We start from the raw sequence: 21,022 nt of genomic DNA on the forward strand, positions 1-21,022 counted from the left end.
GCCGCGCCCGCCGACCCGTATCAGCCGATACGGGTCAGCTTGCTGGCGATGCCCGGCGAGGTCAGCTCCGACTGGAGCGCCACCGGCACCTTCACCTGACTGGCCCCGTCGCCGACGGTCAGCACGCCGACCGCCGTGCCGGCCTTCGCCGTCTCGGGGATCTTGGTACCGCCGTCGCCGAGCTTGATGTCGACGGTCAGCGAGGACCAGCCGACCGCCTGCACGTCGGCGGTGGCGACGACCTTGGTCCGGCCGCCCACGCCGTCGTCCACGTACCCGACGACATCGCCCTTCTTCACGACGGGCGCGCCCTCCAGGGACTTCTGGGTGGCGACGAGGAGGTTCTTGCTCGCCGCGATGACCGTGTCGATGATCGGCGGCTTGTGCTGCCCGAGGACCGCGCCGACGATCAGCTGGTTGGTCTCGCCGACCTTCTTGTAGGCGGCGAAGAGGAGGTTTCCGCCGGCCTTGGTGGTCGTACCGGTCTTGATGCCGAGGGAGTCGTTGTACGGCACCAGGCGGTTCCAGTTCGGCCAGTTCTTGCCGGTCTGGTCGGTCCAGGAGGGCTTGCGGGTGATGTCCACCAGCGCGTCCAGCTCGACGATCTTCAGCCCGAGCTTGACCTGGTCCTCGGCGGTGCTGACGGTGGTCGCGTCCAGGCCCGAGGGGTCGGTGTAGGTCGTGTTCGTCATGCCGAGCTGCTTGGCGGTGTCGTTCATCTTCTTGACGAACGCCTCCTGGGAGCCGGAGTCCCAGCGGGCCAGCAGCCGCGCGATGTTGTTGGCCGACGGGATCATGAGGGCGGCGATCGCGTCGTACTCGGAGATCTTGTCGCCCTCCTTGACCGTGTTGAGGGTGGACTCGTTGTCCGACTTGTCCTTCTGGCCCTCGGTCTCGGCGGTCTTGTCGACGTCGATCATCGCGCCCTTCTCACCCTTCTTGAAGGGGTGGTCGCGCATGATGATGTATGCCGTCATCGACTTGGTGACACTGGCGATCGGCACGGGCTTCTGCTCGCCGGACGAGCCGATCGTGCCGAGGCCGGCGGCGGCCATGGAGGCCTGGCCCTCGGTGGGCCAGGGCAGGTCGGGCGCCCCGCCGGGGAAGGTGTACTGGGACTTCGCCGTCAGGACGAGCTTCGGCGCGGGCAGCGGGCGCACCAGCTGCACGACGGCCAGGATGACGGCCAGCAGCACCACGATCGGCGCGTAGATCTTGACCCTCCGCACCACCGTCCGCATCGGGCTGGGCGGCGGGGGCGGGTTGTTGGTGAGGTCCGCCAGCATGTCGAGCGGCGGCCTGGGCGGCAGCGGCTGCTGCGTGGTGCGCTCGCTGGGGTCCAGCCGCCGCGCCGTGGGGGCGGGGGCGGGCTTCGGGGCGGCGGGCTTCGGCCCTTCGTCGCCCAGCGGCACGAACGTGCTGACCCGCGCCTCGGGTGCGGGGGCCGGGCCGGCCTTCGGCGCGGGCGCGCCGGGCTTCCCGGGCGCGTCCTTGCCGGCGCCGGCCGGGGCGGAACCCGGCTTGACGGCACGGAAGACGGCGGTCCGCTCGGAGTCCTCGGCGGGCTTCCCCGACCCGGACGAAGCCGCGTCGGCGGAGCCGTCGGCCGGGGCGGAGCCGGGCTTGACCTTGCCGAAGACGGCCGTGCGCTCGTCGGACGCGGCCGGCCCGCCGGACTTTCCGGACTCGCCGGGCTTTCCGGCCCCGGCAGCCCCACCGGGCGCTGCCGCGGCCGCCTTGCCGGCGTCGTCCGCCGGGGCGGAACCCGGCTTGGCCTTGCCGAAGACGGCCGTGCGCTCGTCGGACGCGGAGGGCCCGGCCGCACGCGGGTCCTGCCCTGCGGGCTTGCCGGGCCCGGCCGGAGCCGCCTTGCGGGCGGGGTCCGCCGGGCGGGTGCCCGGCTTGACCGTACGGAAGACGGCCGTGCGCTCCGACGGCTCGGCCGGGGCCTTCTTCTCCGCAGGCGCCGAAGCCGCGGCGTCCGCCACGTCCTCCCGGTCCGTCGCGTCCTTCGGGCCGGCGGCGTCCGAACCCGGCTTCACGGCACGGAAGACGGCCGTCCGCTCGGAGTCCTCGGACGGCGCGGCGGCACGCGGGTCCCGCGCGGCGGACTTGGCGGGCTTGACGGCGCGGAAGACGGCCGTGCGCTCGTCGGACGGGGCCGCGGACCCGGCGGAACCCCGCCCGGAAGCGGCCTCAGAGCCCTTGGAGGAGTCCGCCGCGGCCGAACCCGGCTTCACGGCGCGGAAGACGGCCGTGCGCTCGTCGGACGGGGCCGCGGACCCGGCGGAACCCCGCTCGGAACCGGCCTCAGACTCCTTGGAGGAGTCCGCCGGGGCCGAACCCGGCTTGACCGTACGGAAGACGGCCGTGCGCTCGGAGGGTTCGGCGGCACGCGGGTCCCGCGCGGCGGCGCCGGCCGCCGCGGAACCCGGCTTCGCGGTACGCGGGTCGGCGGAGCCGGAGCGGGCGTCCGCGTCCTGGGGGGCGGGGTCCGAGGTCACCACGCCGAAGGCGGTGGTCCGCAGAGCGCCGGAACCGGAACCCGGCTTGGCGGACGCCGCACGGTCCGCGTCCTCGTCCTTCGCGGAGTCGGCCGCAGCAGACGCCGACTTGCCGGCGCGGAAGGCGGCCGTGCGCCCGGAGTCGGCCGGCGCCCCGTCGGAATCCGGCTCGGCGGAGGGCTTCGCGGCGTCGGCGGAAGCGGGCCGGTCCGCCGCCGGGGCCTTGTCGGCGCGGCCGGAAGCGGAGTCGCGGCCGGGGGCCTGCTCGGGCCGGGTGTCCTCAGGGGCGGGGTCCGAGGCCGCCACCCCGAACGCGGTGGTGCGCGAGCCCGCGCCGGACTTCCCGGCACCGGCCGAACCGGAACCGGAATCCGACGTGCCGGACGCCGGACGGTCCGCGTCTTCGTCCCGCCCTGAGTCCGCCGGAGCGGAACCGGGCCTGACGGTGCGGAAGACGGCGGTCCGCTCGGAGGCGGGCGCGGCGGTCCCGGTCGGCTTCCCTCCGTCACCCTCAGAGGCGGATGCGCCGTCCGCCGGGCCGGCGGTGGCTGCGGCGTCCTTGCCGGAGTCCCCGGAAGCGGAACCCTGCCGGGGCTCCCCGGACTTCGCCGGGGACTCCTCACGTTCCACCCGTCCGGGGGACCTCTCGGCACCCTCCGCGCCATCAAGGTCGCGAGCGCCCGCGCCGGTGCCGGCGCCCGGACCGCCGTAGGAGTCCAGGCCGTCGTCGGTAGCCGGGCCGTCGTCGGTAGCCGGGCCGTCGTCGGAAGCCGGGCCGTCGTCGGTAGCCGGGCCGTCGTCGGTAGCCGGGCCGTCGTCGGAGTCCGGGTCCGCGCCCGGCGCCTGCTCGGAGGCCGCGTCCGGGCCCCGGCCCGCCGCCCGGTCCGCAACCGCCCGGGCCGCCACGGCGTCCTTCACCGGAACGCGGGGCTGGAACACCGAGACCCTCGGGTCCTGCTCCCCGGCCCCGGAGGACTTCGCCGCCCCCGACGCTCCTTCACTTACCGACTTGTCGGGGGACTCGCCCGCCACCGTTCCTCCTCGATCGCCGTCCGGTCACTGTCCGAACCGTCTAACAGTGTCCCGTCTCGGGGGCCTCGCCCACGTGCTAGACGAGAACGACATAGCTACTGGTTCCCCCACAAAGCGATCAGGCGCTCTCGACAGATGAATGTGAGAGGCGTCACCCTGTCACTCATCCACGCGGGGAGGCATGGATGGGCAGGAGCCGCAGAACAATTCCAGAGGAGCTTCTGCTGCTCGCCCTGGACCCGGCCACGGGTACCACGGCGCAGCCGCAGTCGCTCGACCTCGGCCTGGCCGGGGCACAGCTAGTGGAGCTGGCTCTGGCAGGACGGATAGCCCCTGACGGGGATCGTATCGCCGTGGTGATGCCACGGCCGACAGGAGATCCGACTCTGGACTCCGCACTGGAACTGCTGCGCAGGCGCGGCAGCCCGGTACGGGCCGTCCACTGGATCGGCGGACCCCGGCTGGGGCTCCGCCAGATTTACCTCGCCCACCTGGAGCGCTGCGGCATGGTGCATGCCGTCGCGGGACAGATGTGCGGGGTGCTGCCGACGACTCGCTACCAGGCGACGGACACGGCCATCAGCCGGGAGATCCGTGCCCGGCTCGACAGTGCGATCCGCACCGGCGTACCGCCGGACCCGCGGACCGCGGCGCTCGCCGCACTGGCCCACGCGGTCGGACTCGGCAAGCACCTGTACCCCGGCAACGAGGGTCGGTCGTCCAGGTCCCGGCTGCGGGACCTGATCCGGCACGACCCGATGGGCGGTCTCGTGGCGCACGCCGTCATGGACGTCCAGAACGGCGTGGCCGCACAGCCGCGCCGCGACCGCGCCCCGGCACCGCAGCCGGCCGCCCGGGCCACGGCGGGCGGCGTGCCGCTCCAGCCGCGCCGGACGGGTGCGATGGCCCGCGCGGCCGCGCACTGAGCGCACGGCAGGCACGGCAGGCACGGCAGGCACGGCAGGCACGGCACAGCAAGTACCGCACGCACGTCCGGTACCACCGCACGACCCGCGACACCCCTAGCTCCACCAGCGGGAAAACGATCCAACTCCGCAACCGGTCATCCCCCAGAGGCCCGGTACGGGAGCCCCCGGCACGCGGGGTGGCGGGACCGACGCATCGGCCCCCGCCACCCCGCGCGTCTGTTTTTCCGCGCCGTTCCCCAGCGGCGCCGCACCCTTCGGTGGCAGTCTGCTGAACATCAGACACGTAGAGAGACAGCTACCGAAGAAGGCGGAGGTGCCGATCCCGTGGCGTCCAATGTCAATCCCACCGTCCGACGCCGCCGACTGGGCATGGAGTTGCGCAAGCTCCGCGAGGACAAGGGCATGACGGCCGAACAGGTCGCCGAACGCCTCCTCGTCTCCCAGTCGAAGATCAGCCGGCTGGAGAACGGCCGCCGTTCCATCAGCCAGCGCGACGTCCGCGACCTGTGCGAGGTGTACGAGGTGGAGGACCCCCGGCTGGTGGACTCGCTCATGCAGATGGCCAAGGACTCCCGCCAGCAGGGCTGGTGGCACGCCTTCGGCGACATCCCGTACAGCGTCTACATCGGCCTGGAGACCGACGCGGCCAGCCTGCGCACGTACGAGCCCCAGATGGTCCCGGGCCTGCTCCAGACCCCCGAGTACGCCCAGGCCCTGATCCGCGGCGCGCTGCCGGAGACGGCGCCCGCCGACGTGGAGAAGCGCGTCCAGGTCCGGATGCACCGCCAGAAGCGGCTGTCCGAGACGGACAACAACAACGCGGAAGTCGGGCCGCTGCGGCTGTGGGCGGTGATCGACGAGGCGGTGCTGCGCCGGCACGTGGGCGATCCCCAGTTGATGATCCGGCAGCTGCAGTTCCTGATAGAGCAGTCGCACCAGCCGTACATCACCGTGCAGGTGATGCCGTTCACGATGGGCGCCCATCCCGGGGTGAACGGCCAGTACGCGATTCTGGAATTCCCGGACGCCTCGGACTCGACGGTGGTCTACATCGAGGGCGTCACGAGCGATTTGTACCTGGAGAAGGCGAACGACGTCCAGAAATACAGCGTGATGTACGAACACCTGAGGGCCCAGGCCCTCAATGTGGAACAGACCCGGCAGTTCATCTCCGAGGTGATCGACCACTACGCGGCCCTGGACAAGTAGGGAGGTGGCAGGGGGTCCGGCACGGTACACCGTCGGTCCCCGGCCGGAAAAGGCCTGACTGGAATATGCCACCCGGTCGAGTGAATGCCTGCTTCGCCCATCGGGAAGTGCCGGTAGCGTCGATCACGTCGGCCCGGGGAATGGAGCCGGCGCACAGCCGGGAACTCCCGGAACCACTCTCTGAACCGGAGAAGAACCATGGGCATTCGTCAGGGCGGCACCGAAAACTGGACCAAGTCTTCCTACTCCGGCGGAAACGGCGCCTGCGTCGAGGTCAAGTCCCCCGTCACCGAGGCGATCGCGGTCCGCGACTCCAAGGTGCAGGACGGCCCGTCGATCACCTTCGCCCCCGGCTCCTGGACCTCCTTCGTGACCGGCGTCGTCGAGGACCGGCTCGTCTGAGCACCTCGGCCCGCACCCCTGACTGGAGCCCTCTCGACCGGTCCGCCGTCCTGGCCGAGGGGGCTCGGCCATGTCCGCGCACGGACGTGCGGCCGGCCCCCTCCCCGACCGGCGGTCAGCGCAGCTGGTCCACGTACCGGTCGGTCCCCGGCACCGTCGGGACGAACGGCGCCACCAGCTCCACCCGCCCCAGCCCCGACTCCGCGACCTCCGCGTCCAGCCCCTGGAAGCGGTCCCAGCAGCCGCGCGGGTCGGCCTCCAGGAACCACAGCAGGGTGAGGCGGCTGTCGACCCCCTCGACCTGCTTGACGTAGGTCATCCGGTCCCCCGGCAGCGGCGTCGGCCGGAAGACGGTGACCATCGCCGCCGGTGAGCCGTGCAGCCGGCGCGGCAGCGCCCGGGAGCGCAGCCACTCCAGCAGCTCGGCGCGCCGCCCGGGGCCCTCGGCGTCGACGACCTGGAGGACCAGCCCGGAGTACGGGTGGTCCAGGGCGTGGTAGTCGCGGGGGCCGGCGGCCCCGTCGCGGTAGACGGTGGCCTCGTGGTCCTGGAAGGCCGTGAAGACGTGCGTACGGTCCTGGTAGACGCGGCCGTCGCGGTTGAGGCGCTTGTTGATGCCGACGGTCCACTTCATGTGCTCGTCGTAGCGGCCCTCGGTCACCCAGTACGTCGACAGGTAGCAGCCGGCCGTCACCGGCTGGGCCACCGCCGACTTCTCCGGGTAGCGCAGCTCCTGGAGTTCGCGGGTGGCCACCCAGCGGCGGCCCGCGTACATCCAGGGCATGGCCATCGCGCCCGCGTAGTAGTGGTCGTCCTCGTACCAGCGGTTGTACGCGTACTCGTGGCCCGGGTGGGGTTCGACCATGGTGATCAGCGCGTGGCCGGGGCGGACCCCGTACGGGCCGACGGCCGCGAGTCGGGCGTAGTCCTCGGCCCGGGTGTCCTGCGGCCCCCGCTCCTGCTCTTGTCTGCTCGTCATGGCACCGGTGTAGCTGATGTCCCGTCAGTTCGCGAGAGGGCGGGTGCCGTTCAGCCCTCGAAATGGTAGGTGCCGTCTGCATCTTTCCTGGCTAGGCTCACGATCACCCGCCACCCGAAGGAGCCCCCATGCCCCCCGCCGGTCCCGCTCCCCTGCCCGCCTTCGCCTCCCGTGCCCGCGCCGTGGGCGGCTCCCCCGTACGGGAGATCCTGGCGCTCACCGAACGCCCCGGGGTGATCTCCTTCGCCGGCGGGCTGCCCGCCCCCGAGCTCTTCGACACGGCCGGGCTCCGCGCCGCCTACGACAGTGCCCTCGCCGGGGCCGCCTCCGCCTCCCGCGCCCTGCAGTACTCCACCACCGAGGGCGCCCCCGAACTGCGCGCGGCCGTCGCCGCCCGGGCGGGCGCGCGCGGGCTGCCGACGACGGCGGACGACATCCTGATCACCACCGGCTCCCAGCAGGCCCTGACCCTGATCACCGCCACCCTCGTGGAACCCGGCGACACCGTCCTCGTGGAGAACCCCACCTACCTCGCGGCCCTCCAGTGCTTCGGGATGGCCGGGGCCCGTGTCATACCCGTGCCCTGCGACGAGGAGGGCCTGCTCCCCGACGCCCTCGCCGAGATCACCGCCCACGAGCGCCCCAAGCTGCTCTACTCCGTCCCCACCTTCCAGAACCCCACCGGGCGCACCCTGCCCGGGGAGCGCCGCGCGGAGGTGGCGCGGACCGCGGCCCGCGCCGGGCTGTGGCTGGTGGAGGACGACCCGTACGGGGACCTGCGCTACGAGGGCGCCCACGAGCCCTGGCTCGCCGCCCACCCGGGCGCCGAGGACCGCACCGCCCTGATCGGCAGCTTCTCCAAGGTCATGGCCCCCGGGATGCGCCTGGGCTGGCTGCGCGCCCCGGCCGGCCTGCGGCGGGCGGCGGTGGTCGCGAAGCAGGCGGCCGACCTGCACACCTCGACGGTGGACCAGCTGGCGGCCGCCCACTACCTGGCCGCGCACGACCTCGACGCCCACGTCGCCCGCGTCCGCCGGGCCTACCGCACCCGCCGCGACGCCCTCCTGGCGGGCCTCGGCGCGGCCCTCCCCCCGGGCTCGGAGTGGAACCGCCCCCGGGGCGGCATGTTCGTCTGGGCCCGCCTCCCCGAGGGCCACGACGCGACGGCCCTCCTGAAGTCGGCCGTCGCCCACGACGTGGCGTACGTCCCCGGCGCCCCCTTCTTCACCGGCACCCCGGACCCGCGCACGCTGCGGCTGTCCTTCACGACGCACACCCCGGAGGAGATCGCGGTCGGCCTGGACCGCCTGGGCTCGGCGGTGGACTCCTACTCCCCGGCGTCCTCGTAGCGGGGCAGCCCGTCCGTGGAGATCGTCCACTGGGCGATGGTCACGTCCTCGCCGTAGAGGAAGTCCCGGCGGGTCGCGTAGCGGGGCCCGCCGGGGGTCCGGTGGATGTCGGACATGACGGCCCCCGTGCCGGTGCGGGGGTCGAACACGGCATAGACGGGGATGCCGAGGAGCGGGTAGTCCCGCATCTTGCCGACCCAGTCGTTGTCGGGGTTGGACCGGGAGACGACCTCGATGACGGCGAGGAGGGTGCGGGGGTCGAAGGGGCCCTCACCCTCCATGTCCGCGAGCGCCACGACCACGACGTCCGGATGCCGCATGACGCCCTCGGGCGCGTCCTCGACGTCCGGGGTGCCCGTGTGCGCCAGGAGGTCATCGGGCATGACCTTCTCCATACGGCGGCTGATGAGGGCGGCCGTCAGCTCGTGGGGACGGCCCGGGGACATCATGTCGTGGACGATTCCTTCCCGCGTGATCTCGAATTTGCCGGGAGCGGTGTCGTCCAGGGACTCCAGGGCCTCGCGCATGGCCTTGTACTGCGCCGGTTCCCGGCGGGCTGTGTCCGGGGCGATGGTCATGGCGGTGGCTCCTCGTCTGTGCCCAGGGGGCCGAGTCATCACCTTCATGCTAGGCAGCCTTGCCGCTGTGGGAGCGGCAGTCGCCGCAGGGGCCGGGTGCCGGGGCGCGGAAGGCGCGCTCGCAGCCGTCGCAGGTCTGCCAGGGGTGGATGGCGCGGTCCCCGGGCAGCGGGACGGTGGACAGGGGCGGGTGCCGGGGCGCGGGCAGCGGGACGGGGTAGGCGGCCTTCAGGCGGTAGGCGAGGAGGCCCGCCGGGTTGCGGAGGTCGTCCGGGACGTCGGCCGTCAGGGTGCGGCGCACGGCCTCGGGCGGGGCCGTCTCCAGCCAGCGCACCACGTCGGGGACGAGGCGTTCGACGTCCTTCTCGGAGAGGAGGAGACGGGGGTCACGGGCCCGCAGGCCTGCCAGGAGGTGGGCGGCTTCGCGGTGCAGGAGGCTCGGGAAACCCGCCGGGTGCGGGCGCTCGGGCGGGGACTGGTCGCCCTGTTCCCCGGCCGGAGCGGAACCGGTGGCGGGGTCCCGGCGCTGCCGGGGCTGCTCCGCGCCCGGGGCGGGCGCGGGCGGCTCGGGCTCCGGGGCGGGTGTGGGGTCCGGGGCGGGTGTGGGGTCCGGGCCGGGTGTGGGGTCCGAGCCGGGGCCGGGGTCTGGGCCGGGGCCGGGGTCCGAGCCGGGGCCGGGGTCCGAGCCGGGGCCGGGGTCCGGGCCGGGGTCGGGGGCCGGGTCCGGGCCGGGGTCGGGGGCCGGGTCCGGGTCGGGGGCGGGGGCTGCGGGGCGGCCCGGTGGGTGTGGTGGCTGCGGGGGGACGGGGAACGGCGGGACGTTGTAGGCGACCGTGCGGGTGACGACCTGGCCGGCGGGGAGGCGGATGCGGCTGCGGCACAGGTAGCCGGCCTGTTCCAGTTCCCTCAGGGCGCGCCCGAGGCGGTACTCGCTCTCGGGGTAGCGGTCGGCGAGGGCGCGGATGCCGACCGGGGTGCCCTCGGGGAGCGACTGGATGTGCACCGCCACGCCGATCGCGAGCAGCGACAGGGTCGCGTGCTGGGCGAGCTCGTTGGCAACGACCGTGAAGTCGCGCGTAAGGGCGACTTTCGCGTGCGTGACGCCGGAGAAGCCACCGGATCGGGCGGTTCGGGCCGGAACACGGCGCGGCGCGGGCAGGCCCGCGTTAGGCTGCTGGAAGACCATTGGGAAGGCGCTTACTTCCTCGTGGATCAGGCCCTCGGCCGGGATTCGCAGTCCCGCCGGGGGCCGTCTCATGTCTGGGGTTGTCGGCGCGAGCATATGCCCGGCAACCACCTCCAAATCCAGCCGAGTTGGCATAGTTCACCCGTCCGAGCGACCAGGTCCGCGCGGGGAGGCTGGTGGGGTTGGTCTGGTTCTTTCCCCCGGTTCTTTGGTCTTTTGACGTGCGGGGCGACCGTCCGGCGGGCCGCCGTGGCGTAGGTTTTCGCGACCCGGTTCGAACGCATGGGCTAGGCGTAGAGGGCCTCTATTTCGGCCGCGTAGCGGTCCGCCACGGCCGCGCGGCGGAGTTTGAGGGTGGGGGTCAAGGTGCCCGCCTCGACCGAGAGTTCCTCGGTCAGGACGTGGAAGGCGCGGATGCGGGCCGGGCGGGAGACGGTGGCGTTGGCGGCGGTCACGGCCCGTTCGAGGTGGGCGCGCAGCGCCGGGTGGGCGGTCGGGGCGGGGCCGAGGTCCAGGGATTCGCGGGCCGCCCAGGCGGCGAGCTCCCCGGAGTCCAGGGCCAGCAGGGCCACCGGGTGCGGGCGCCGGTCGCCGATCAGCACCGCCCGGGCGACGAGCGGGGAGGCCTGCTGGACGGCGAACTCCACCTCCGTCGGGGTGATGTTCTTGCCGGCCGAGGTGATGATCAGCTCCTTCTTGCGGCCGGTGATGGTGAGGAAGCCGTCGGCGTCGAGGGCGCCCAGGTCCCCGGTGTGCAGCCAGCCGTCCGCGTCCAGGGCCTGCGCCGTCGCGGCGGGGTTCGCGTGGTAGCCGGGGAAGACCATCGGGCCCCGGGCCAGCACCTCCCCGTCCCCGGCGATGCGCACCTCGCAGCCCGCCAGGGGCCGCCCCACCGTGCCGGGGCGGGCGGCGCCGGGGTGGTTGAGGCTGATCGCCCCGCCGGACTCGGTCATCCCGTAGCCCTCGAACACCCGGATCCCGCAGGCCCGCAGGAAGTCCAGGGTGGCCGGGGCGATCGGGGCCCCGCCGGTCAGGGCCCAGCGGAGACGACCGCCGAAGGCCTGCCTGACCGGGGCGTAGAGGGAACGTTCCGCCTCCTCGTACGCCGGGCCGTCCCCGGGAGGGAGGCGGTCCTCGGCCGCGAGCAACCCCAGCCGTACGGCCTCCTCGAACCGCTCCCGGCCGCCCTCGCTCCCCTCGGCCAGCGCCAGCACCACCGCGTGGACCTTCTCGAACAGCCGCGGCACCGACGGCAGGTGCGTGGGCCGGGCCTGCGCCAGTTCGGCGAGCACGTCCTCCACCCGGCCCCCGAAGTAGCACAGCTCCCCGCCCTGCAGCAGGGTGGTGAACTGGATGAGCTGCGCCAGCAGATGGGCCAGCGGCAGGTACAGGTACGTGGAGTCGCCGGGGCCGCCCTCGACCAGCGGGAGGGTGGCGTCCTGGACGGCCCCGAGGTTGCCGTGGGTGAGCCGGCAGCCCTTCGGCAGGCCGGTGGTGCCCGAGGTGTAGACGATGGCGGCGTCGTCCCCGGGGGCCACGGAGGCGGCCCGCGCGGCGAGTTCGGCCTCCGGCGCCAGGGGCAGGGCTGCGGTCCCGTCCATCGTCACGACCGCCCGCAGCGCGGGCAGCTCCGGCCGCAGCGCCTCCACCCGGGCCGCCTGCGCGGCGTCTCGCAGACGGCCGCCACCGCCGCGGAGTCGGCCAGCACCCAGGCCAGCTCCTCCTCCCCCGCCGTCGGGTACACCGGCACCAGCACGGCGCCCGCCGCCAGCACCCCGAAGTGCGCGTACGTCCACTCCGGCCGGGTCTCCGCGAGCACCGCCACCCGCTCCCCGGGCCCGACACCCAGCCCCATCAGTCCGCGCCCCGCCTCCCGTACCGACGCGGCGAGTTCGGCGTACGTCCGGGTCCGCCAGCCGCCGTCCGGGCCGTCTGCGTCTTCCGGGCCGTCCGGGCCGTCGGCGCCGTCCGGGCCATCCGGTGCGCGGAACCTGAGGGCCGTCAGCGGCCCGTACCGCTCCTCGGTCCACTGGGTGAACACCGCCAGTGTGTCCGGCCGACCGTCCATCGCACGCCCTCCCCGGATAGGTGACCCCCCGATGGTGGGCGCGCGCGGCGCCCCGGCGGCATGACCGGAAGCGTCAGCCCCGCTGACCCCAGCGCTCACGGGGGCTACCGTCGGAGCCATGGGGAGGCGGACGGTCAGCGTGCACCACGTGCGCGCCGTGCTCGCGGGTGCGCGGGGCGACGGCGTGGACCTCGTACCGCTGCTCCAGGAGGCGCAGATCCCGCCGCTGCTGCTGGGCGACGACCGGGCACGGGTCACGCCCGCGCAGTTCGCGCGGCTGTTCCGGGCGCTGTACCGGACCACGCGGGACGAGTTCCTGGGCCTGGCGGCGGTGCCGAGCAGGCCGGGGACCTTCGCGATGATGTGCTACGCCTGCGCGGGCTGCCCGGACCTGGGCGCGGCCGTGGAGCGGGCCGCCGCCTTCTACGGGCTGTTCCCGGGCGGCCCGGAGCTGGCGCTCGAAGTGGAGGGCGGCCAGGCCCTGTTCACGGTGCGCGGGGAGCTCGGGCGGGACGGGGAGAGGTTCCTGTCGGAGTGCGTGCTGGCGATCTGGCACCGGCTCAGCAGTTGGATGGTAGGCCGGCGCATCCCCCTGACCGGCGCCTCGTTCGCCTATCCCGCGCCGCCGCACCGGGAGGAGTACGCGGTGCTGTTCGACTGCCCGGTGCGGTTCGGGGCCGAGCGTACGGCCGCCGCGTTCGACGCGCACTGGCTGACCGCCCCGCTGGTGCGCGACGAGCCCGCGCTGGACGCGATGCTGCGCCGGGCCCCGTTCGACCTGCTCTCGCGCCCCGAGTACGGGACCACGGTCGCCGAACAGGTACGCCGCTCCCTGGCCCGGGGGCTGCGCGGGGCGCCGGGGCTGCCGGAGCTCGGGGAGGTCGCGTCCCGCCTGGCGGTCTCCCCGGCGACCCTGCGGCGCCGGCTCCAGCAGGAGGGCACCTCCTTCCAGCGGCTGAAGGACCAGGTCAGACGGGACGCGGCGATCGCGGGCCTGGCCGAGAGCGGGGAGCCGATCGCGGAACTCGCGGCCCGCCTGGGCTTCTCGGAGGACACCGCCTTCCACCGCGCCTTCCGCCGCTGGACGGGCACGACGCCGGGCGCGTACCGGATCGCCTCCGGCGGCTAGGAGGTGCCGGGGGTCGCGCGGGCGGGGCGGGCGTCACTCGGGCGGGGGTGTGAGGGGCGGTCAGGAAAGGTGAGCTGCGCGGTCAGCGACATGCCGAGCGGTCGGTCACTACCGTCGCCTCACCTACCCCCACACGGACGTTGGGAGATCCGCCCATGCGTTTGCGAACCTCCGCCCTGGTCGCCGCCGTCACCGCCCTGGTCCTGTCGGCCTGGGTGCCGGCCACCGCCGCACAGGGCGCCGAGGAGGGCTCCGCCGCCCGGCCCGGTGACATCGTCGACAGCGCCCCGTCCGCCTTCCACCCGCTGCCCGGCCAGCCGACCGGTACCCGGGCCTGGAAGGTCCACTACCGCTCGACCACCGCCGACGGCGCCCCGAACGTGGTCTCGGGGACCGTCATCGTCCCGCAGGACGGTCGCACCGGGCCGCGCCCGCTCATCACGTACGCCGTCGGGACGGTCGGCCTGGGCGACTCCTGCGCGCCGAGCAACAACCTCCCGTACGGCACCGCCATGGAGGCCAACCTCATCCAGCAGCTGACCCTGCGCGGCTGGGCGGTGGTGGTCACGGACTACGAGGGCCTCGGCACCCCGGGCCTGCACACCTACACCGTCGGCCCGTCGGCCGGGCACGCCGTCCTGGACGCCGCCCGGGCCGCGATCCGGCTGCCGGAGGCGGGGCTGGGCGCGGACACCCCGGTCGGGATCATGGGGTACTCCCAGGGCGGGCAGGCCAGCAGCTGGGCCGCCGAGCTACAGGGGTCGTACGCGCCGGAGCTGAAGGTCAAGGGCACGGCCACGGGCGGGGTCCCGGCGGACCTGATGAAGGTGGCCGCGTTCAACAACGGCTCCTACGGCTCCGGCCTGATCTTCATGGCGGCGGCCGGGCAGGACGCGGCCTTCCCCGAGCTGAAGCTGGACTCCTACCTCAACCCGGCGGGCCGGGCCCTGGTCGAGGGGATGAAGGAGAACTGCGTGGCCATCGACTCGATCGCCGGCTCCTTCAAGCGGATCTCCGACCTGACCACCCGCGACCCGCTCGCCCAGCCCGACTGGCAGGCCCGGCTGGACCAGAGCCGGCTCGGCCGGACGGCCCCGGCGGCGCCGGTGCTCCAGTACCACGCGCTGGGCGACGAGCTGATCCCGTACGCGGTGGGGCGGCAGCTGCGGGCGGACTGGTGCGCGCGGGGCGCCGACCTCCAGTTCGACACCGTCCTGCTCGGCGAGCACGTCAGCGGGGTGATCACCCACTCCCCGGCGGCCGCGAACTGGCTGGCGGACCGCTTCGCGGGCCGCGCCACGCACCCCGACTGCTGACCGGACCCGGACCCGGTCCGTCCGCGCCTGCCCCGCCGGTTCACTCGCCGGCGGGGCAGGCGCGCGTCCCGGCGGGAAGGCGGCCGTCGATCAGGAAGCCGTCCACGTAGCCGCGCACGCAGGCGGAGGAGGGGTAGCCGGTGTGCCCCTCGCCCTTGTGGTCGACGACCACCGCCGATCCGAGGCGCCGGGCGGTCTCCTCCGTCCACTCGTACGGGGTCGCCGGGTCGCCCCGGGTGCCGACGAGGAGCATGCGCGGGGCGCCGGGGTGGTCGATGCGGCGGATGAAGTCGGTGCCGGCGGGGCGTCCGTAGCAGGCCAGCACGGTCATCAGCTGGCGCGGGCCGAAGATCTCGGAGACCTCGCGGAACCGTGGGCCGAGGTCCCCGACCTCCTTCGCGATCACCGACGGGTCGGCCTTGTCATTGCTCCGGTCCGGGTCGTCGGCGCAGTTCACGGCGGTGATGGCGGCCGAGGCGTTGTCGGCGGGCACCTGGGAGGGGGTGCCGGTGGCGGCCGGCTCGGCGGGGGCCGGCTCGGCGGGGGCCAGGAGCCCTTCGAGGCCGGCAGGGTCGCCCTCGCGCTCGGCCCGGCCCAGGGCGGCGGCCAGGTCCGGCCAAGAGGCCTTGTCGTAGAGGGCGCTGCCGATGGCGAGGACCGCGTCGTCGCCGGTGAACGGGGTTCCTCCGGTACCGGTCATCGGGTGCTCGTCGAGACGGGCGACGAGGGCGTTGACCCTCTCCTTGGCGGTACGGGTGTTCGTGCCGTAGACGCAGTCCTGCTGGTGGGCGCACCAGGTCAGGAAGTGGTCGAGGGCGCGCTGCTGGCCGCGTGCGGAGGCGAGGGCCTGCTCGGTGAGGGAGTCGGCGAGGCTGTCGACGCCGTCGAGGACCATCCGGCCGGTGTTCTCCGGGTACAGGGCGGCGTACACGGCGCCGAGCCGGGTGCCGTAGGAGAAGCCGAGGTAGTCCAGCTTCTCCTCGCCGAGGGCCCGGCGGATGTCGTCCAGGTCGTGGGCGACGTGGACGGTGCCGATGTACTGGAGGACGCGTCCGGAGTGCCGCTCGCACTGGCGGACCTCGGCGCGCAGGGCGGCCAGCTGGGTGGCGGGGTCGCCGGGATCGCCGGTGCCGGCCCCGGAGTCGGCGGCCTGGACGCCGCCGCAGGAGACGGGGTCGCTGAGGCCGACGCCGCGCGGGTCGAAGGCGATCAGGTCGTAGCGCTCGTTGAGCTTGGCGAAGAGGGCGGGGTCGGCGGCGAGGTAGGCGATCCCGGGGGCGCCGGGGCCGCCGTAGTTCAGCAGGAGGGACCCGGCGCGGCGGCCGCGCGCGGGGGCGGTGGCGGGCAGTTTGGCCAGGGCCACGCGGGTGGTGCCCTTGGCGGGGTGGTCGTGGTCGAGGGGGACGGTCAGCGTGGCACACCGCATCCCGTCGGGCACGGGCTTCTCGGCGCAGTCACCCCACCGCAGGCCCTGGCGAGCGGGGCCGGGTCCGGTGCGTATGCCCTGGGCGGGCGCGGGGCCGGTGCGTATGCCCTGGGCCGGAGCGGGGCCGGTGCGTATGCCCTGGGCCGGAGCGGGGCCGGTGCGTATGCCCTGGGCCGGAGCGGGGCCGGTGCGTATGCCCTGGGCCGGAGCGGGGCCGGTGCGTATGCCCTGGGCCGGAGCGGGGCCGGTGCGTATGCCCTGGGCCGGAGCGGGGGCCAGGCCGGTACGCATGCCCTCCCCGGGCGCAGCGACCGTGCGCACGCCCTCCCCGGGCGCGGGGGTCGTGGGGGCGGTGGCGGCTGCGGGGGCGGTGGAGAGGGCGGCGGCCAGGGCTGCGGCGCAGGTGGCGGCACGTATGCGGGCGCGGGTACGGGCACGGGCAGGGCGCACGGCACGCTCCTCGGCTGGCCCCCCGGAACCGGTCAGCCCACGATAAGCGGCCCGCGCCGCCCCCGCCCGCCGGGCGGCGGGTCGCCGCCGCGCGGGGCCGCCCTCCTCCCCCACCCCCTCTGGGGCTCCGATACCGTGCCGCGCCCCGCACGCCGGCGGGGGACGGCTCCGCGCAGCGGCCCCTCAGGAGCCGCGGGGTGCCCGGTACAGGGCCTCGATGTCGGCCTCGTAGTCCCGGGCGACCGCACCCCGCTTCAGCTTCATCGACGGGGTGAGGTGCCCCCGTTCCTCCGTGAACTCCCCCGCCAGCACCGCGAACCGCCGTATCGACTCGGCCCGCGACACCAGCTTGTTCGCCTCGTCCACCGCCCGCTGAAGCTCCTCCAGCAGCTCCGGGTCCGTGACCAGTTCGCGCACCGGCACGTCCTGCTTCTTGTGCATCTGCCGCCAGTGCGCCAGCCCCTCCGGCTCCAGGGTGATCAGGGCCGCGATGTAGGGCCGGTTGTCGCCGATGACCATGCACTGGCCGACCAGCGGGTGCGCCCGCAGCCAGTCCTCCAGCGGGGCGGGGGCGACGTTCTTGCCGCCGGAGGTGATGATCAGGTCCTTCTTGCGGCCGGTGATGGTGAGGTAGCCGTCGGCGTCGAGCTCGCCGATGTCGCCCGTGGCCAGCCACTCCCCCGCCGGCTGCGCGGACACGTTCCAGTACCCGGCGAACACGTGCCCGCCGCGCAACAGCACCTCCCCGTCGTCGGCGATGCGCACCGCCGTGCCGGGCAGCGGCCAGCCGACCGTGCCCAGGCGGGGCCGCAGCGGCGGGGTGACGGTCGCGGCGGCCGTCGTCTCGGTGAGCCCGTACCCCTCGAAGACCTCGATGCCCGCGCCCGTGTAGAAGGCGGCGAGCCGCCGGCCGAGGGGGGAGCCTCCGCTGAGGATGTAGCGGACGCGGCCGCCGAGCGCGGCCCGGATGCGCCGGTAGACCAGCGGGTCGTACAGGGCGCGGGCGGCCCGCAGCGCCAGCCCCGGCGGGGCGCCCGCGGCCGTCGCCTCCCCGAAGCGCTGGGCGATGCGGGCGGCGCGGTCGAAGGAGGCGGCGCGGCCCATGCGTTCGGCGGTGGCACGGGCGGTGTTGTGGACCTTCTCCAGGACGTAGGGGATGGCGAGCAGGAAGGTCGGGCGGAAGCCCGCGAGGTCGGCGAGGAGGTCTTCGGTCTTGATGCTGGGGGCGTGGGCGAGCTTGACGCGGGCGCGCAGGCAGCCGACGGCGACCATCCGGCCGAAGACGTGCGACAACGGCAGGAAGAGCAGCGTGGAGGCGGGGTCCTTGCTGACGGAATCGAAGACGGGGTGGAGCAGCGCCACCGCGTTGTCGACCTCGGCGAAGAAGTTGCCGTGGGTCAGCGTGCAGCCCTTGGGCTGTCCGGTGGTGCCGGAGGTGTAGACGAGGGTGGCGTAGGACTCGGGCGTACGGGCGGCCCGGCGCGCCTGCACGATCGCGTCGGGGAGGTGTTCGCCGGCCTTGACCAGGCGGGCGATGGCGCCCGTGTCGAACTCCCACAGGTGGGCGAGGCCGGGCAGGTGGGCGCGTTCGGCGCTGATGAGCCGGGCCTGGACGGTGTCCTCGACGGCGCAGGCCACGGCCCCGGAGTCGTGGATGATCCAGCGGGCCTGGAGCGCGGAGGAGGTCGGGTAGATGGGGACGGTGACCAGCCCCGCCGCCCATCCCGCGAAGTCCAGCAGGGTCCACTCGTAGGTGGTCCGGGCCATGATGGCGAGCCGGTCGCCCTCCGCGAGGCCTTCGGCGATCAGGCCCTTGGCGACGGCTAGCACCTCGGCGGCGAACTCCGCGGCGGTGACGTCCCGCCAGGTGCCGTCGCGCTCCTTGCGGGCGAGTACGGGCTCGCCCGGGGCCTCCAGGGCGTTGAGGAAGGGCAGGTCCCCGAGCGATCCGCCGGCCGGCGCCACGGCGAGGGCGGGCACCGCCACCTCGCGCACCACTCCGGCGACGATCGTCTTGACGGGCTCGACCAGCTCCGGCTCGGCAGCGTCCACGGCTCGTTCTCCTCGGTCGATCGGAGTTACCGCCGGTAATCTACGCACGCGCGCACCCCGGGGAACACCCCTCGAACGAGCCCTCCCCCACAGCTCCACACCCCGCGAACGATCTCCACCCCTGGTCCGCACAACCTCACGGACCGGTCCCGACGAGCCGGAACGGCTGCGTCAGCCAGGGCGGAGGGGGAAGAATTCCGGACGTCCGCCAGGCGCCGCCACCTTGAGGAGCAGCCGGTGTCGTCAGAGGAAGTCCAGTTAACGCTCACCCCCGCGCAGGCCGCCGCCGGAGCGACCGTCGACGCCCCCCTCCCCTCCGGGACCGTGCGGCTCCGGATACCGCCGGCCCGGGACGGCGACCTCGTCCGGGCCCGAATCGGCGACGAGGAGGTACTGCTGCGCATACGGGTGCCGGGCCCGGCCGCGACCCAGCCCGTACCGCCGCCACCACCCCCGCCCACGCCGGGGCCCGCTACCGCCACCACCCCCACCCCCACCCCCACCCCCGCTCCCGCTCCCACCGGCAAGTCCGGCGCCCTCGGCTGCCTGCTGGCCCTCGGCGTCGTCGCCGCGCTGGTCATCGGCATCGTGGTGGCGAGCGGCAGCGACGACGACTCCCGCCCCACCGCCACCGCCTCCGCCACGCCCTCCTCGGCCTACAGCCCGTACAGCCCGTACACCCCGCCCACGCCGACGCCGACGTACACCGACACCGGCACCCCGGCCACCGACCCGGCGGCCGCCCCGACGTTCTCGCTCCCCCTGCCCGGGCAGACCTCCGAGGCCCCCCGCCCCTTCGACGAAGGGACCTGCCTCAACGGCCAGTTGCCGGACTCCACGACGGCGACGCGCGTCACCGGCGTCCACGAGGTCTCCTGCGGGGCCGACGACGCGCACTACCGGGTGATCCAGCGCTTCCCCGGAACCTCGGACATGAGCCGCTGCGACGAGAACTCCGATACGGAGTACGGGTTCTCGTACCGCTACACGATCAACGGCAGCGTCATCAACGAGTACGTGTACTGCCTGGTCGGCCTGGGCTCCTACGCCCGGGGCTAACCCTTGCCCACGCGAAGGGAGTTGAGCAGGGCGGCGCCGCGCGCGGCGTCGTCCACGCTCACCGCGAAGTCGCGCCCCTTCGCCCGTACGACCAGGCATTCGCCGCCGCGCAGCATCACCGTCGTGCCCAGCCCGTTGATCCGGTAGCCCCAGCCGCCGGCCCGGGCGGCCGTACGCACCTCCATGCGGGCCGACTCGATGTCCTCGGCGGCCCAGCGCCGCACCGGGTACCCGAGCGGGCCGAAGGCCACCTCCAGCCCCCGCCGCGTCACCCTCGCCCGGACCGAGGAGCAGGCCAGCACCGCGAGGGCGGCGAGCGCGAGGGTCCCGGCCGTCAGCCACGGGTCCGCGGCCAGGCCCGCCAGCCCGGCGAGCAGGGCGCCCAGCGCGGCGAGCGCGAACAGGCCGGCCAGCAGTTGCAGCCAGGGGTTGGCGGCGCTCGACAGCCAGACGAGCCGTTCCCCGTCCGGGATCTCCATCCGGGGCCCTTCCGCAGCCGGCGGCTCCGCCGCCCCTGCCCGTCGCCCGGGCAGCGCCGCCCCGGCCCCGGCCAGCAGGGCCACCCCGGCCATCACCGCCACGCCCCACCCCGTCACGTCCCCGGCCTGACGCCAGTCGGCGACGTCCAGGTTGGCCCGTACGACCGAGGCCTGCGCCCCCGCGAGCATCACCCCGCCGAAGGCCAGCGCCGCCCGGCCCCAGGCGCGCCGGGGCCCGCGCCGGGCCCCGAACACCACCGCGGCCACCACGACCACCCACACCAGCGCCGGGAACACCACGGCCGCCCACAGCGGCATCGACCCGTCGGGCCCGTCGGAGCCCGCGCCCCAGTGGGTGGCCACCGGGTCCGGCAGCCGCCCGGCCGCCGCGAGCGGCAGCCCCACCAGCAGGGCCAGCACCCCGGCCCCCCAGCCGACCGCTCCCCACATCCCACGGCCCTTCACGGCATCCCCCTGATCATCTCGATGAGCTCGGCCCTGCCGTACCCCAGCCGCGCCCCGTCGGCGACCAGGGCGCGCACCCGCTCCAGCAGCTGCGAACGCCCGTCGGCGCCACCGGCGACGGTCACCCCGCGGCCGCGCCGGAACTCCAGCAACCCCTCGTCGCGCAGGGCGCGCAGGGCGCGCAGCACGGTGTTGGCGTTGACCCCCAGCACCTGCCCGAGCTCGCGCGCGGGCGGGATCCGGTCCCCGGGCGCGCACTCGCCGTCGGCGATGGCGCGCCGGATCGCACCGGCCACCTGCTCGTGCAGGGGGCGGGTGTCGGCGGTGTTCAGCCTCAGCAACATGGTGCTAATGACGCTAGCACCATCGGACGGAGGGGGCCACCGTCGGCGGGGAGCCGCCCGGCGGCC

At 74.5% G+C, this 21,022-nt stretch carries 17 protein-coding genes; 7 read left to right on the plus strand and 10 right to left on the minus strand.

Annotation, left to right across the window (positions count from 1 at the left end):
- Positions 1-20: 20 nt before the first annotated feature.
- Entirely contained in the window at positions 21-3,443 is a 3,423-nt protein-coding gene (locus BX286_RS37440) for a D-alanyl-D-alanine carboxypeptidase (RefSeq protein ID WP_261993438.1), read from the minus strand.
- Between the two features lie 278 nt (positions 3,444-3,721).
- Here BX286_RS37440 and BX286_RS16120 point away from each other — a divergent pair, with 278 nt between their 5' ends.
- The 3 genes from BX286_RS16120 (at position 3,722) to BX286_RS16130 (ending at position 6,076) form a co-directional block, all read left to right on the plus strand.
- Positions 3,722-4,462: a GPP34 family phosphoprotein gene (locus tag BX286_RS16120; RefSeq protein WP_079427798.1), complete on the plus strand. Its 741-nt coding sequence runs from the start codon at positions 3,722-3,724 to the stop codon at positions 4,460-4,462.
- A gap of 327 nt (positions 4,463-4,789) precedes the next feature.
- Complete coding sequence (locus BX286_RS16125; RefSeq protein WP_079427800.1) at positions 4,790-5,674, plus strand: helix-turn-helix transcriptional regulator; 885 nt, start codon at positions 4,790-4,792, stop codon at positions 5,672-5,674.
- Between the two features lie 198 nt (positions 5,675-5,872).
- Entirely contained in the window at positions 5,873-6,076 is a 204-nt protein-coding gene (locus BX286_RS16130) for a DUF397 domain-containing protein (protein WP_079427802.1), read from the plus strand.
- Positions 6,077-6,191: 115 nt separating this feature from the next.
- Here BX286_RS16130 and BX286_RS16135 read toward each other — a convergent pair whose 3' ends face one another.
- Complete coding sequence (locus tag BX286_RS16135) at positions 6,192-7,055, minus strand: hypothetical protein (protein ID WP_079427804.1); 864 nt, start codon at positions 7,053-7,055, stop codon at positions 6,192-6,194.
- Between the two features lie 128 nt (positions 7,056-7,183).
- Here BX286_RS16135 and BX286_RS16140 point away from each other — a divergent pair, with 128 nt between their 5' ends.
- Positions 7,184-8,404: a PLP-dependent aminotransferase family protein gene (locus BX286_RS16140; protein ID WP_121015291.1), complete on the plus strand. Its 1,221-nt coding sequence runs from the start codon at positions 7,184-7,186 to the stop codon at positions 8,402-8,404.
- On the opposite strand, the gene BX286_RS16145 is transcribed toward BX286_RS16140, so the two are convergent.
- The 4 genes from BX286_RS16145 to BX286_RS37445 form a co-directional block, all read right to left on the minus strand.
- Entirely contained in the window at positions 8,383-8,982 is a 600-nt protein-coding gene (locus BX286_RS16145; RefSeq protein ID WP_121015293.1) for a Uma2 family endonuclease, read from the minus strand. The two genes, BX286_RS16140 and BX286_RS16145, sit on opposite strands and share 22 nt — an antisense overlap.
- A gap of 49 nt (positions 8,983-9,031) precedes the next feature.
- Positions 9,032-10,168 carry a helix-turn-helix domain-containing protein gene (locus tag BX286_RS16150; protein ID WP_187344149.1) on the minus strand — a complete coding sequence of 379 codons (1,137 nt, stop codon included), beginning with the start codon at positions 10,166-10,168 and terminating at the stop codon, positions 9,032-9,034.
- A gap of 287 nt (positions 10,169-10,455) precedes the next feature.
- Complete coding sequence (locus tag BX286_RS16155) at positions 10,456-11,817, minus strand: long-chain fatty acid--CoA ligase (protein ID WP_260338070.1); 1,362 nt, start codon at positions 11,815-11,817, stop codon at positions 10,456-10,458.
- Positions 11,772-12,236, minus strand: a complete 465-nt coding sequence (locus BX286_RS37445; RefSeq protein ID WP_260338071.1) for an AMP-binding protein — start codon at positions 12,234-12,236, stop codon at positions 11,772-11,774. The genes BX286_RS16155 and BX286_RS37445 overlap by 46 nt, the downstream gene beginning before the upstream one ends.
- Before the next feature lie 118 nt (positions 12,237-12,354).
- On the opposite strand from BX286_RS37445, the gene BX286_RS16160 reads away from it, so the two are divergent.
- Entirely contained in the window at positions 12,355-13,365 is a 1,011-nt protein-coding gene (locus BX286_RS16160; RefSeq protein WP_079427813.1) for an AraC family transcriptional regulator, read from the plus strand.
- A 155-nt stretch (positions 13,366-13,520) separates the two neighbouring features.
- Positions 13,521-14,681, plus strand: a complete 1,161-nt coding sequence (locus BX286_RS16165) for a lipase family protein (RefSeq protein WP_079427815.1) — start codon at positions 13,521-13,523, stop codon at positions 14,679-14,681.
- Positions 14,682-14,721: 40 nt separating this feature from the next.
- Here the strand turns inward: BX286_RS16165 and BX286_RS16170 are convergent, their stop codons facing one another.
- Both BX286_RS16170 and BX286_RS16180 read right to left on the minus strand, forming a co-directional pair.
- Positions 14,722-16,557, minus strand: a complete 1,836-nt coding sequence (locus tag BX286_RS16170) for an alpha/beta hydrolase (RefSeq protein ID WP_261993439.1) — start codon at positions 16,555-16,557, stop codon at positions 14,722-14,724.
- 183 nt (positions 16,558-16,740) lie between these two features.
- Positions 16,741-18,609, minus strand: a complete 1,869-nt coding sequence (locus tag BX286_RS16180; RefSeq protein WP_237292882.1) for a long-chain fatty acid--CoA ligase — start codon at positions 18,607-18,609, stop codon at positions 16,741-16,743.
- A 237-nt stretch (positions 18,610-18,846) separates the two neighbouring features.
- On the opposite strand from BX286_RS16180, the gene BX286_RS16185 reads away from it, so the two are divergent.
- Complete coding sequence (locus BX286_RS16185) at positions 18,847-19,668, plus strand: hypothetical protein (protein ID WP_121015297.1); 822 nt, start codon at positions 18,847-18,849, stop codon at positions 19,666-19,668.
- Here BX286_RS16185 and BX286_RS16190 read toward each other — a convergent pair.
- Together BX286_RS16190 and BX286_RS16195 are read right to left on the minus strand one after the other, a co-directional pair.
- Positions 19,665-20,612, minus strand: coding sequence for a DUF1648 domain-containing protein (locus tag BX286_RS16190; RefSeq protein ID WP_315974733.1), 948 nt, complete (start codon positions 20,610-20,612; stop codon positions 19,665-19,667). The two genes, BX286_RS16185 and BX286_RS16190, sit on opposite strands and share 4 nt — an antisense overlap.
- Positions 20,609-20,956: a GntR family transcriptional regulator gene (locus tag BX286_RS16195; protein ID WP_079427819.1), complete on the minus strand. Its 348-nt coding sequence runs from the start codon at positions 20,954-20,956 to the stop codon at positions 20,609-20,611. The genes BX286_RS16190 and BX286_RS16195 overlap by 4 nt, the downstream gene beginning before the upstream one ends.
- Positions 20,957-21,022: the final 66 nt, after the last annotated feature.

It is taken from the genome of Streptomyces sp. 3211.6 (assembly GCF_003634815.1).
In the GTDB taxonomy this organism is placed as follows: Bacteria; Actinomycetota; Actinomycetes; order Streptomycetales; family Streptomycetaceae; genus Streptomyces; species Streptomyces katrae_A.

Excerpts from the sequence above, each read along its gene's own strand:
- BX286_RS16120 (WP_079427798.1), top strand. The coding sequence starts at position 3,722 with ATGGGCAGGAGCCGCAGAACAATTCCAGAGGAGCTTCTGCTGCTCGCC.
- BX286_RS16130 (WP_079427802.1), top strand. The coding sequence starts at position 5,873 with ATGGGCATTCGTCAGGGCGGCACCGAAAACTGGACCAAGTCTTCCTAC.
- BX286_RS16135 (WP_079427804.1), bottom strand. The coding sequence starts at position 7,055 with ATGACGAGCAGACAAGAGCAGGAGCGGGGGCCGCAGGACACCCGGGCC.
- BX286_RS16140 (WP_121015291.1), top strand. The coding sequence starts at position 7,184 with ATGCCCCCCGCCGGTCCCGCTCCCCTGCCCGCCTTCGCCTCCCGTGCC.
- BX286_RS16145 (WP_121015293.1), bottom strand. The coding sequence starts at position 8,982 with ATGACCATCGCCCCGGACACAGCCCGCCGGGAACCGGCGCAGTACAAG.
- BX286_RS16150 (WP_187344149.1), bottom strand. The coding sequence starts at position 10,168 with ATGGTCTTCCAGCAGCCTAACGCGGGCCTGCCCGCGCCGCGCCGTGTT.
- BX286_RS37445 (WP_260338071.1), bottom strand. The coding sequence starts at position 12,236 with ATGGACGGTCGGCCGGACACACTGGCGGTGTTCACCCAGTGGACCGAG.
- BX286_RS16160 (WP_079427813.1), top strand. The coding sequence starts at position 12,355 with ATGGGGAGGCGGACGGTCAGCGTGCACCACGTGCGCGCCGTGCTCGCG.
- BX286_RS16165 (WP_079427815.1), top strand. The coding sequence starts at position 13,521 with ATGCGTTTGCGAACCTCCGCCCTGGTCGCCGCCGTCACCGCCCTGGTC.
- BX286_RS16195 (WP_079427819.1), bottom strand. The coding sequence starts at position 20,956 with ATGTTGCTGAGGCTGAACACCGCCGACACCCGCCCCCTGCACGAGCAG.